Source organism: Streptomyces sp. NPDC005775, assembly GCF_042871565.1.
Lineage (GTDB): Bacteria > Actinomycetota > Actinomycetes > Streptomycetales > Streptomycetaceae > Streptomyces.
On sequence record NZ_JBIAIU010000024.1, the window covers coordinates 56,837 to 68,452 of the forward strand.

An 11,616-nucleotide genomic window follows, 5' to 3' on the forward strand; every position below is an offset into this window, starting at 1 on the left:
GACCGGACGGAGGGCCTACCCGACCAGGGCGGACCGTTCGTCCGAGCCGGTGTGCCGCTCCTCGGTGCGGCGGGGCTCCGAGACCCGGTGGGCCGGATCCCGTACCTCTCCGACCAGCATCTCCAGTACGTCCTCCATGGCGACCAGGCCGAGCACCCGGCCCGACGCGTCGGCGACCTGGGCCAGATGCGTCGCCGCGCGGCGCATCACGGTCAGGGCGTCGTCCAGCGGCAGTTCGGCCCGCAACGTCGCCATCGGACGCCACACGTGCTGCGGGACGGCCCGCTCGCCGTCCTCCAGATCGAGGACGTCCTTGACGTGCAGGTAGCCCATGAACGGGCCGCCGCCCTCCGCGCAGACGGGGAAGCGCGAGTAGCCGGTCCGCACGGTGAGCTCCTCGATCCGGCGCGGGGTGACGGAGGGGTCCACCGTCACCAGAGCCGCCCGGCGCAGGAGTACGTCGGTGACGGGCCTGCTGCCCAGCTCCAGGGCGTCCTCCAGCCGTTCCTGCGCCCCCGGCTCCAGGAGCCCGGCCTGTCCGGAGTCCTCGACGAGCCGGTTGAGCTGCGCTCTGGTGAAGACGGCCTCCACCTCGTCCTTCGGTTCGACACCGAAGAGCCGGAGCACCAGCCGGGCACAGGCGCCCAGCGCGGCGGTGACCGGACGGCAGAGACGGGCGAATCCGACGAGGCCGGGGCTGAGCCACATCGAGGTCTTCTCCGGCGCCGCCATCGCCAGGTTCTTCGGGACCATCTCGCCGATGACGAGGTGGAGGAAGACGACGAAGACCAGCGCCAGTACGAAGCCGAGCGGGTGGATCAGCCCTTCGGGCAGGTGCGCGGCGTGGAAGACCGGCTCCAGCAGACGGGCGACGGTGGGCTCCGCGACGGCGCCCAGGGTCAACGAGCAGATGGTGATGCCGAACTGGGCGGCGGCCATCATCTGCGGCAGGTTCTCCAGGCCGTACAGCACCTGGCGGGCCCGGCTCGAACCGGCTGCCGCATGGGGCTCGATCTGGCTTCGGCGTACCGAGACGAGAGCGAACTCCGCCCCGACGAAGAAGCCGTTCGCCAGGACGAGGAGTCCGGCGAAGAGCAACTGGACCAGGCTCATCGCGCAGCCTCCAGGACCTTGCGGGACGCCCGCGGCGCGGTGGCCGGTGCGGGCGAGTCGGCCAGGCGCACGAAGCGGACCTTCTCGGCCCGGTAGTGGCCGACCTGCCGGACGGCGATCCGCCAGCCGGGGAGTTCCGCCCGGTCACCGGGGGCGGGGATCCGGCCGAGCAGGTCGGCGACCAGCCCGGCGACGGTCTCGTAGGGGCCGTCGGGCACGTCTAGGCCTATCCGGTGCAGCGTCAGTACCCGGCAGCTGCCTTCGGCGTCCCAGGCGGGCCGCCCGTCCTCGGGGGCGGCGACGGCCAGCTCGGGGCGGTCCGCGCCTTCGGCGTCGTGCTCGTCGCGCACCTCGCCGACGAGCTCCTCGATGATGTCCTCGAGCGTGACGACTCCGGCGGTGCCGCCGTACTCGTCGACCACGACGGCGATCGGCTGCTCGTTGCGCAGCCGCTGGAGCAGCTGCTCGACGGGCAGGGTCTCCGGCACCAGCAGCGGCGGCACGGCGATCCGGCCGGCCGGGGTGCGCAGACGGTCCCGGGCGGGGACGGCCAGCGCGTCCTTGAGGTGGATCATGCCGACGACCTCGTCGATGCGCTCCCGGTAGACGGGGAAGCGGGAGAGGCCGGTGGCGCGGGTGAGGTTGAGGACGTCCTGAGCGGTCGCGGTGGACTGGAGGGCGCTGACCTTCACGCGCGGCGTCATCACGTGCTGGGCGGTGAGCCCGGCGAGCGACAGCGTCCGTACGAAGAGGTCCGCGGTGTCCTGTTCGAGGGTGCCGGCCTCGGCCGAGTGCCGCGCGAGGGAGACGAGCTCCCCCGGCGTACGGGCGGATGCCAGCTCCTCGGTCGGTTCGACGCCCAGGAGCCGGACCAGCCGGTTGGCGGCGGTGTTCAGCAGGCCGATCACCGGGCGGAAGACCCGGGTGAAGCCCTGCTGCGGACCGGCGACGAACCGCGCGACCTGGAGCGGCTTGGAGACCGCCCAGTTTTTCGGTACGAGTTCGCCGATGACCATCTGGACGGCGGCCGCGAGCAGCATGCCGAGGACCACGCTGATGCCGGGGACGGCACCGTCGGGCAGACCGGTCAGGGACAGGGGACCTTCCAGCAGCTGGGCGAGGGCCGGCTCGGCGAGCATGCCGACCACCAGGGAGGTGATGGTGATGCCGAGCTGGGTGCCGGAGAGCTGGAAGGAGAGTTCGCGCAGGGCGTCGACGACGGTTCGGGCCCGTCGGTCGCCCTCGGCGGCGGCGCGCTCGGCGTCCGCCCGTTCCACGGTGACGAGCCCGAATTCGGCCGCCACGAAGAATCCGTTGGCGAGGATGAGAAGGAATGCCGCACTGAGAAGCAGCAGGGGGGTGGTCATGCCGCCGCCTCCACGGAAGGGGCGGCGCAGGTACTACCGGAAGATCCGTCCATTGCTGGAGGGAGTCACTCCTTGGGTCGCAGGAAAGCCCCGCGGGCCTCGGGGGCCTCTGGTGCGGGGCGGGGCGCACAGGGCGCCGCCGCCTTCCAGAGTAATCAACGAGAGGCGCTGCGGGGCAGGGGGCTCAGCGGTTGTCCGTGCCGGTGCCGCGGTTCTCGGCCAGGGCGCGGAGCATCCGGGCGTCTCGAATGGCCTGTGCCTTGGCGATTCCGGGCTGGATGCCGAGGGCGGGCAGGCTGGTCCCGTCGCTGAGGTCGAGGAACACCCACGGGTCGCCGGCGCGCAGGTTGACGCGCACGATCTCCGCCCAGGACAGCCGCCGGGTACGGGTGAGATTGACCACGGTCACCCCGCTCTCGTCCGCCACGATCTTGGGGCGGCTGAGCAGTGCCAGGACACCGAAGAAGAGCAGCGCGGTGAAGACGAAGCTGACCCGCTCTCCCCCGCTGAGCTGTTCCAGGGTGAAGGCGACGACGGTGATGACGGCGAACATCACCGCTCCGACGCTCAGCAGGACCACCCGGGTGAGGGTGGGCCGGAAGGTGACCGGCAGGGCGGGGAGTGCGGGGTCGGACATGGTCTTCTTCCGTCCGGCCGTCAGAGGCGGCAGGCGTGGATGGCCGTGGTGAGGATGGCGCGGGCGCCGAGGTCGTACAGGTCGTCCATGATCCGCTGGGCCTCCTTGGAGGCGACCATGGACCGGACGGCCACCCAGCCCTCGTGGTGCAGCGGGGAGATGGTCGGCGACTCCAGGCCCGGGGTGAGGGCGACCGCGCGCTCCAGGTGCTCGACGCGGCAGTCGTAGTCCATCATCACGTAGCTGCGGGCCACCAGGACGCCCTGGAGGCGGCGCAGGAACTGCTGGACCTTCGGGTCGTCGCCACTGGCGCCGGTACGGCGGATGACGACCGCTTCCGACTTCATGATCGGCTCGCCGATGACCTCGAGTCCGGCGTTGCGCATGCTGGTGCCGGTCTCGACGACGTCGGCGATGATCTGGGCGACACCCAGCTCGATGGCGGTCTCCACCGCACCGTCGAGGTGGACGACGGAGGCGTTGACGCCGGTGTCGGCCAGGTGCTTGGCGACGATGCCCTCGTAGGAGGTGGCGATCGTCATGCCGTCGAAGTCCTGGGGGCCGGCGGCGGTGCCGGGCTTGGTCGCGTAGCGGAAGGTGGAGCGGGCGAAGCCGAGCTGGAGGATCTCCTCGGCGTCGGCGCCGCTGTCCAGCAGCAGGTCGCGGCCGGTGATGCCGATGTCGAGGCGGCCCGAGCTGACGTAGATCGCGATGTCGCGCGGGCGCAGGTAGAAGAACTCCACCTGGTTCTCGGGGTCGACGAGGACGAGTTCCTTGGACTCCTTGCGCTGCTTGTAACCCGCCTCATGGAGCATCGCCATCGCAGGCCCGGAGATAGCACCCTTGTTGGGGACGGCGATGCGCAGCATGAGGTCGGGTTTCCTTTGCGAAAGAGGCGGCTGGAACGTGCGGAACGGACGCGGAGGTCGTGCTCAGAGATGGGCGTAGACGTCGTCGAGGGAGATTCCGCGCGCGACCATCATCACCTGGACGTGGTACAGCAGCTGCGAGATCTCCTCGGCGGCGGCGTCCTTGCTCTCGTGCTCGGCGGCCATCCAGACTTCGGCGGCCTCCTCGACGACCTTCTTGCCGATGGCATGCACACCCTTGTCCACCAGCTCGGCGGTGCGGGAGGTGGAGGGGTCGCCGTTGGCGGCCTTGAGCTGCAGCTCGGCGAAGAGCTCTTCGAAGGTTTTGTTCGCCATGATGTCCTCAAGAATAAGGGGTCCTGGACCCGCACTCAGCGCCAGGGTTCGCTGACCGAGCGCAGTGTGGTGGCGGTGGCGACGGCGGCGGTGACCGCTTCGTGCCCCTTGTCCTCGTTGGACCCCTCCAGACCGGCCCGGTCGAGTGCCTGCTCCTCCGTGTCACAGGTGAGGACACCGAAGCCGACGGGGACACCGGTGTCGACGGCGACCTGGGTCAGGCCGTTGGTCACGCCGTGGGACACGTATTCGAAGTGCGGGGTGCCGCCGCGGATGATCACGCCGAGGGCGACGACCGCGTCGTACCCGCGCCCGGCCAGCACCTTGGCCACGACCGGGAGCTCGAAGCTGCCGGGGACCCTCAGGAGGGTCGGCTCGTCGATGCCCAGCTCGTGCAGCGCGCGCAGTGCGCCGTCGACGAGCCCGTCCATGACCTTCTCGTGCCACTGCGCCGCGACAACGGCGACGCGCAGGTCACCGCAGTTGCGTACGGACAGTTCGGGTGCGCCCTTGCCGCTCATGTCTCTCCTACTTCGTTCCGGATACGTACTGGTGCGTTACTGGTTGCCACAGGTCGACGCGGTGGCGGCGTCGAGCCAGGGCAGGTCGTGGCCCATGCGGTCGCGCTTGGTGCGCAGGTAGCGCAGATTGTGCTCGCCGGCCTGGACGGGCATCGGCTCACGACCGGTGACGGTCAGGCCGTGCCGCAGGACCGCGGCGGTCTTCTCGGGGTTGTTCGTCATGAGCCGCAGACTGTGGACGCCGAGGTCCTTGAGGATCTGGGCGCCGGCGGCATAGTCCCGGGCGTCGGCGGGCAGGCCGAGCTCCAGGTTGGCGTCGAGGGTGTCGACGCCCCGCTCCTGGAGTTCGTACGCGCGCAGCTTGGACAGCAGGCCGATGCCGCGGCCCTCGTGGCCGCGCAGATAGACGACCACGCCGCGCCCCTCCTCCGTGATGCGCCGCATCGATGCCTGCAGCTGGGGGCCGCAGTCGCAGCGCTGGGACCGGAAGATGTCGCCGGTCAGGCACTCGGAGTGGACCCGGACCAGGACGTCGTCGCCGTCCCCGATGTCGCCGTGGACCAGGGCGACGTGCTCGACGCCGTCCACGGTGGAGCGGTAGCCGTACGCGGTGAACGCGCCGAAGTCGGTCGGCAGCCGCACCTCGGCCTCGCGGCGCACGGTCGGCTCGGAGGTCCGCCGGTAGGCGATCAGGCCCTCGATGGAGATGATCGTCAGCCCGTGCTTGCGGGCGAACGGGACCAGCTGGGGAAGACGCAGCATGATGCCGTCCTCCCCCGCGATCTCGACGATCGCCCCGGCGGGCCGGAGGCCGGCGAGCCGGGCCAGATCGACGGCGGCCTCGGTGTGCCCGTTGCGCACGAGTACGCCGCCGGAGCGGGCGCGCAACGGGAAGATGTGACCGGGGCGCACGAAGTCGCCCGGTCCGGCCGCTCCGCCCGCCAGCAGCCGGAGCGTGGTGGCCCGGTCGGCGGCGGAGATGCCGGTGCTCACGCCGTGGGCGGCCGAGGCGTCGACGGAGACGGTGAAGGCGGTCTTCATCGACTCGGTGTTGTGCGCGACCATCTGCGGCAGTTCGAGCCGTTCCAGCTCGTCGTTCTCCATGGGCGCGCAGATCAGTCCGCGGCACTCACTCATCATGAAGGCGACGATCTCGGGCGTGGCCTTCTCGGCCGCGATGACGAGGTCGCCCTCGTTCTCCCGGTCCTCGTCGTCGACGACCACGACGGGCCGGCCTGCGGCGATGTCACGGATGGCCTGCTCGACGGGGTCGAGGGAGAGGTCCTCGGCGGGGACGTCGTGATCGCGGTGCAACCAGGTGGGCTGGGCAGTCATGCCGTGGCTCCCTTCAGAGCGGGTGTCCGCGTACGCAGCCACCAGTCGCGCATGCCCCACAGGACGAGCGCCCCGTAGACGACGTAGATGAGACCGGAGAAGGCGAGACCGCTGTGGAAGTTGAGCGGTACGCCGACGAGGTCGACGAGGAGCCAGGCGAACCAGAACTCGACCATGCCGCGGGCCTGGGCGAGCATCGCCACGAGGGTTCCGGCGAAGATGTACGCGTCCGCCCACGGGCTCCAGGAGAGCGAGGGGAACGCGGTGAACAGGCCGCCGACGGCGACGGTGCCGAGGGCGGCGCCGCCGAGCAGGTACCCGCGCTCGCGCCAGGTGGCGAACCGTACGGCGATCGAGCCGTCCTGGGCCTGCTGCCGGCCACGGGACCACTGCTGCCAGCCCCAGACGGCCACCGCGATGACGATGAGCTGCTTGCCGACGCTGCCCGCCTGGTGGACGGAGACGTTGGCGGCGACCAGCACCGCGCCGGACAGGAGCTGGGCGGGCCAGGTCCAGATCGAGCGGAGCCAGCCCAGGGTCAGGGCGATCAGACCGATCGTGTTGCCGATCATGTCGGACCAGATGATGTGCTGGTCGAAGACGGTGAACGCCTCCGAGTTCAGCCAGTGCAGGGCGCTCACTTCGCCGGCTCCCCGGGTTCCTGCGCGGAGTTGCCGAGCAGCCGCTCGACGTACTTCGCGATCACGTCCACCTCCAGGTTGACCGGGTCGCCGGGCTCCTTGATGCCGAGCGTGGTCAGGGCGAGGGTGGTGGGGATGAGGCTGATGGTGAAGTAGTCGGGGCCGGCGTCGACGACGGTGAGACTCACGCCGTCGACGGTGATCGACCCCTTCTCCACCACGTAGCGGGTCAGGTCCGCCGGCAGGGAGATCTTCACGATCTCCCAGTTCTCGGAGACCTCGCGTCCGACGATGCGGCCCGTCCCGTCGACGTGGCCCTGGACGATGTGTCCGCCGAGCCGGCCGCCGAGCGCCATGGGGCGCTCCAGGTTGACCCGGGAGCCGGTCGCCAGCGCGCCGAGGCTGGAGCGGTTCAGCGTCTCGGCCATCACATCGGCGGTGAACTCGTGCTCGCCGAGGTCGACGACGGTCAGGCAGACGCCGTTGACGGCGATCGAGTCGCCGTGTTTCGCGCCCTCGGTGACGACGGGCCCGCGCAGGCGGAATCGTGAGGCGTCGCCGAGCTTCTCGACGGCGGTGACCTCACCCAGTTCTTCGACAATTCCGGTGAACACTCAGATTTCCTTCCGGGCGGGTCCGGGGACGGCGGTGATGCGCAGATCGGGGCCGATGGACACGGTGTCGGTCACATCGAGGCGCAACGCCTGCGCGATGGTGGAGATTCCGGCGTCGGCGAGGGCGGCGGGGCCGGCGCCGAGGAGTACGGGGGCGAGATAGCCGACGACCTTGTCGACCAGTCCCGCCGCGACGAACGCCCCGGCCAGGGTCGGGCCGCCTTCGAGGAGCACGGAGCGGACGCCGCGTCCGTGGAGGGCGGCGAGGAGCGCGGAGAGGTCGAGCCCGGGGCCGCCTGCCGCGCGTGGCAGCCGCAGGACGGACTCGTCGGGGAGGTGGCGGGCGTCGGCGTCCTCGGCGACGGCGACCACGGTGGGCGCGGTGGCGTCGAGGAGCCGGGCGCCGGGCCGTACCGCGTCGGCGGCGGTGTCGACGACGACCCGCAGGGGCTGGACCGCACCCTCGATGCCCCGTACACCGAGCTGGGGATCGTCGGTGCGGGCGGTGCCGGAGCCGACCATGACGGCGTCCGCCTCGGCACGCAGCCGGTGGACGTCGGCGCGGGACTCGGCCGAGGTGATCCAGCGGCTGGTGGCGTCGGCGGCCGCGATCCGGCCGTCGAGGGTCGCCGCGTACTTCCAGGTCACGTGCGGACGCCCGAGGCGCACCGAGGTCAGCCACGCGGCGTTGACCGCTTCGGCCTCCTCGGAGAGCAGGCCACGCTCGGCCGTGACCCCGGCGGCGCGCAGGGTGTCCGCACCGCCGGTGGCCTGGGGGTTCGGGTCGCCGACCGCGTACACGACGCGGGTGATCCCGGCTTCGATGAGCGCTTGGGCGCAGGGGCCGGTGCGACCGGTGTGGTTACAGGGTTCGAGGGTGACGTAGGCGGTCCCGCCACGGGCCTTCGCACCGGCCGCGCGCAGGGCGTGGATCTCGGCGTGCGGCCCGCCGGCACGCTGGTGGAAGCCCTCGCCGACGGGGTGTCCCGTCGCGTCGACGACGACACATCCGACGACCGGATTGGGGCTGGTGGAGCCGAGACCGCGGGCGGCGAGCGTGACGGCTCGGCGCATGGCGGTGATGTCGGCTGCGGTGTCCACCGGGTCCTCCTGCCTCTTCGGGCACGGACTCCGGGGCCTGTCGATGACGACAGATGAAGCGGTACGTCGCACAGGAGGACGCCGAATGCCCGAAAAACGGATGGATCGGTCGCCCGAAAACCATCCGCCGACGGCGGCGTACCCGCGAAACGGCCCGCCGCGCACTGCCTCCCATCCGGACTTTAACCGTCGGTCCAGGAATCCCACCTGGTCAACCGGCCGCTGGATGCGGACGGGTCGCGGACTATAACCGCCGGTTCGGAATTGCACCGACCCCGGAGTGCGCTGCTGCTGGTACACGATCAGTGTGCCACGAGTGGCCGTGCCCCATACGGGCGAACGCTGTGGAGTGGCTCACAGACAGGCCGTGACAAGGCTCTTTTCGGACACCTCGCCTTTATTGGTCCAGACCTATTGACGCACTGGTCTAGTCCTCTTAATCTCTGCGTCACCTCCGAGGAGCGGTTCCGCGGTGTGCGCACACCCGGAACCCAACACGACCCACCCCCTTGTCAGTTGTGTTCTGCCGACCTCCCCAGGAGGAACCGAACGTGCTGTCCCCCACCCGCGCGAGAGCCACCCTGCTCGCAGCCGGCGCCACCATCGCCGCCCTGCTGGTCGGCTCGCTCGCCGCAACCCCGTCGCAAGCCGCCGACCAGGAGTCCTGTCGCCCCGACGGGCTCTACGAGACACCGGGCGTCGCCGTCCCGTACTGCTCCGTGTACGACTCCGAGGGCCGCGAGAAGATGGGCGCCGGCCACCCGCGGCGCGTCATCGGCTACTTCACCAACTGGCGGACCGGCAAGGACGGCACACCCGCCTACCTCGCCTCCGACATCCCGTGGGACAAGGTCACCCACCTCAACTACGCCTTCGCCCACGTCGACGGCGCCCACAGGATCTCGGTCGGCGGCGACGGGCCGGACAACGCCTCGACCGGCATGACCTGGCCGGGCGTCGCCGGCGCCGAAATGGACCCGGGCCTCCCCTACAAGGGCCATTTCAACCTGCTCAACAAGTTCAAGAAGCAGCACCCGAACGTGAAGACGATGGTCTCGGTCGGCGGCTGGGCCGAGACCGGCGGGTACTTCGACGACAGCGGCAAGCGGATCGACTCCGGCGGCTTCTACTCGATGGCGACCAACGCCGACGGCTCGGTCAACCAGAGCGGGATCAACACCTTCGCCGACTCGACGGTCGACTTCATCAAGAAGTACGGCTTCAACGGCGTCGACATCGACTACGAGTACCCGACCACGATGAAGGACGCGGGCAACCCGCTGGACTGGACCCTGTCCAACGCCCGCCGGGCCGGACTGGTCAAGAGCTACGCCGCGCTGATGAAGACGCTGCGCGAGAAGCTCGACCGCGCGTCCGCCGCCGACGGCAAGCACTACCTGCTCAGCGTCGCCGCGCCCTCGTCCGGCTACCTGCTGCGCGGGATGGAGACCTTCCAGGTCCAGAAGTACCTGGACTACGTCAACATCATGTCGTACGACCTGCACGGCGCCTGGAACGAGTACGTCGGCCCGAACGCCTCCCTGTTCGACGACGGCAAGGACGCCGAACTCGCCCAGGCGAGCGTCTACTCCACCTCGCAGTACGGCGGGACCGGCTACCTCAACACCGACTGGGCCTACCACTACTTCCGCGGCTCGATGCCGGCCGGCCGGATCAACATCGGGCTGCCGTACTACACCCGCGGCTTCAAGAACGTGCAGGGCGGCACGAACGGCCTCTGGGGCAGGGCGGCCTCCACCGACTGCCCGGCCGGTGCGGGCCTCACCAAGTGCGGAGACGGTGCCGTCGGCATCGACAACCTCTGGCACGACCTGGACACCAACGGCAGGGAGGCACCGGCCGGCTCCAACCCGATGTGGCACGCGAAGAACCTGGAGAAGGGCGTCGTCGGCGACTACGTCACGGACTACGGGTTCCCCGCGGACACGAAGCTGACCGGCACCTACGTCCGCAACTACGACTCGACGCTCGTCGCGCCCTGGCTGTGGAACGCCGAGAAGAAGGTCTTCCTCTCCACCGAGGACGAGCAGTCGGTGAAGGCCAAGGCGGACTACGTGGCCGACAAGGGCATCGGCGGCACCATGATCTGGGAGCTCGCGGGCGACTACGGCTGGAACGCCGCGAAGGGCCAGTACGAGCCGGGCTCCACGCTCACCTCGACGATGTACGACACCTTCAAGTCCGCCGCCCCGTACGGGGCCAGGCGCTCCACCATCGACCTGCCCACGCAGGCCCTGGACATCGACGTCTCCTTCGACCAGTTCCCGCTGGGTGACTCCAACTACCCGATCAGCCCCAAGCTGAAGATCACCAACAACACGACGGCGACGCTGCCCGGCGCCACGGAGTTCCAGTTCGACTACGCGACCTCGGCACCCGCCAACGCCAAGGACCAGTCCGGCTTCGGCACCACGATCGTGCGCAGCGACCACACCGCCGCGAACAACGTCGGCGGACTGAAGGGCGACTACAACCGCGTCTCGCTCAAGCTGCCGTCCTGGCAGACGCTGGCGCCCGGCGCGTCGGTGCAGGTCGACTTCGTCTACTACCTGCCGACGTCCACGCCGTCGAACTGGACGGTGACCTTCGGCGGGAAGTCCTACGCGCTGGCCGCCGATCTGGCGCGCGGTACGACGGTCGTCGAGCCGGGCGGCAGCACGCCGTCTCCCGACCCGTCCGGCACGGGCGGGCCGAGCCCGGACCCGACGGGTGGCAGTTGCGCCGCGGACGCCTGGAGCGCGTCGGCCTCGTACGGAGCCGGTGCGACCGTCAGCCATGGCTCGCACCAGTGGAAGGCCAAGTGGTGGACGAAGGGTGAGACGCCCGGGTCCACGGGCGAATGGGGGGTCTGGCAGGACCTGGGCGCCTGCTGATCCCGTCCGGGGCGGGGCCCTTGGGCGGGCGGCAGCGGGTCCTCTGCGCGCCCGGGTCGCCGGTGCCGGGCCCTTGGGCGGGCGGCAGCGGGTGCGGGGTTCCGTCCTCAATCGCCGGACGGGCTTTTGTGCGGGTTCCCCGCGGGGTGCGCCGCTGCCCGGTGGGTGGGGGCGGTGCCCCTCCGGGG

The 11,616-nt window shown here is 70.5% G+C and carries 11 protein-coding genes and 1 riboswitch; of the genes, 1 reads left to right on the forward strand and 10 read right to left on the reverse strand.

The window, feature by feature from the left end:
* Nucleotides 1-15 precede the first annotated feature (15 nt).
* The 10 genes from ACFYPA_RS35740 to ribD all read right to left on the reverse strand — a co-directional run bounded on the left by ACFYPA_RS35740 (nt 16) and on the right by ribD (nt 8,534).
* On the reverse strand, nt 16-1,113 hold the full coding sequence (locus ACFYPA_RS35740) for a hemolysin family protein (RefSeq protein ID WP_359319525.1): 1,098 nt from the start codon (nt 1,111-1,113) through the stop codon (nt 16-18).
* Complete coding sequence (locus ACFYPA_RS35745) at nt 1,110-2,480, reverse strand: hemolysin family protein (RefSeq protein ID WP_359319523.1); 1,371 nt, start codon at nt 2,478-2,480, stop codon at nt 1,110-1,112. Before ACFYPA_RS35745 ends, ACFYPA_RS35740 begins: the two co-directional genes overlap by 4 nt.
* Nucleotides 2,481-2,664: 184 nt before the next feature.
* Nucleotides 2,665-3,117 (reverse strand): PH domain-containing protein, encoded by a 453-nt coding sequence (locus ACFYPA_RS35750; protein ID WP_359086781.1) that lies wholly within the window; start codon nt 3,115-3,117, stop codon nt 2,665-2,667.
* A 20-nt stretch (nt 3,118-3,137) separates the two neighbouring features.
* Nucleotides 3,138-3,986 (reverse strand): ATP phosphoribosyltransferase, encoded by an 849-nt coding sequence (hisG, locus tag ACFYPA_RS35755; RefSeq protein ID WP_359086782.1) that lies wholly within the window; start codon nt 3,984-3,986, stop codon nt 3,138-3,140.
* A gap of 63 nt (nt 3,987-4,049) precedes the next feature.
* Nucleotides 4,050-4,322 (reverse strand): phosphoribosyl-ATP diphosphatase, encoded by a 273-nt coding sequence (locus tag ACFYPA_RS35760; RefSeq protein WP_018524273.1) that lies wholly within the window; start codon nt 4,320-4,322, stop codon nt 4,050-4,052.
* A 35-nt stretch (nt 4,323-4,357) separates the two neighbouring features.
* Nucleotides 4,358-4,843 (reverse strand): 6,7-dimethyl-8-ribityllumazine synthase, encoded by a 486-nt coding sequence (gene ribH / locus ACFYPA_RS35765; RefSeq protein ID WP_359086784.1) that lies wholly within the window; start codon nt 4,841-4,843, stop codon nt 4,358-4,360.
* A 36-nt stretch (nt 4,844-4,879) separates the two neighbouring features.
* Complete coding sequence (locus tag ACFYPA_RS35770; protein WP_389136772.1) at nt 4,880-6,178, reverse strand: bifunctional 3,4-dihydroxy-2-butanone-4-phosphate synthase/GTP cyclohydrolase II; 1,299 nt, start codon at nt 6,176-6,178, stop codon at nt 4,880-4,882.
* Entirely contained in the window at nt 6,175-6,819 is a 645-nt protein-coding gene (locus ACFYPA_RS35775) for a nicotinamide mononucleotide transporter family protein (protein WP_359086787.1), read from the reverse strand. Before ACFYPA_RS35775 ends, ACFYPA_RS35770 begins: the two co-directional genes overlap by 4 nt.
* Nucleotides 6,816-7,433 carry a riboflavin synthase gene (locus ACFYPA_RS35780; protein WP_359086789.1) on the reverse strand — a complete coding sequence of 206 codons (618 nt, stop codon included), beginning with the start codon at nt 7,431-7,433 and terminating at the stop codon, nt 6,816-6,818. Before ACFYPA_RS35780 ends, ACFYPA_RS35775 begins: the two co-directional genes overlap by 4 nt.
* Complete coding sequence (gene ribD / locus ACFYPA_RS35785; RefSeq protein WP_389136776.1) at nt 7,434-8,534, reverse strand: bifunctional diaminohydroxyphosphoribosylaminopyrimidine deaminase/5-amino-6-(5-phosphoribosylamino)uracil reductase RibD; 1,101 nt, start codon at nt 8,532-8,534, stop codon at nt 7,434-7,436.
* A 157-nt stretch (nt 8,535-8,691) separates the two neighbouring features.
* A riboswitch (FMN riboswitch) is annotated at nt 8,692-8,822 on the reverse strand.
* 263 nt (nt 8,823-9,085) lie between these two features.
* On the opposite strand from ribD, the gene ACFYPA_RS35790 reads away from it, so the two are divergent.
* Nucleotides 9,086-11,428: a chitinase C-terminal domain-containing protein gene (locus ACFYPA_RS35790; protein ID WP_359319519.1), complete on the forward strand. Its 2,343-nt coding sequence runs from the start codon at nt 9,086-9,088 to the stop codon at nt 11,426-11,428.
* The last annotated feature ends 188 nt before the right edge of the window (nt 11,429-11,616 follow it).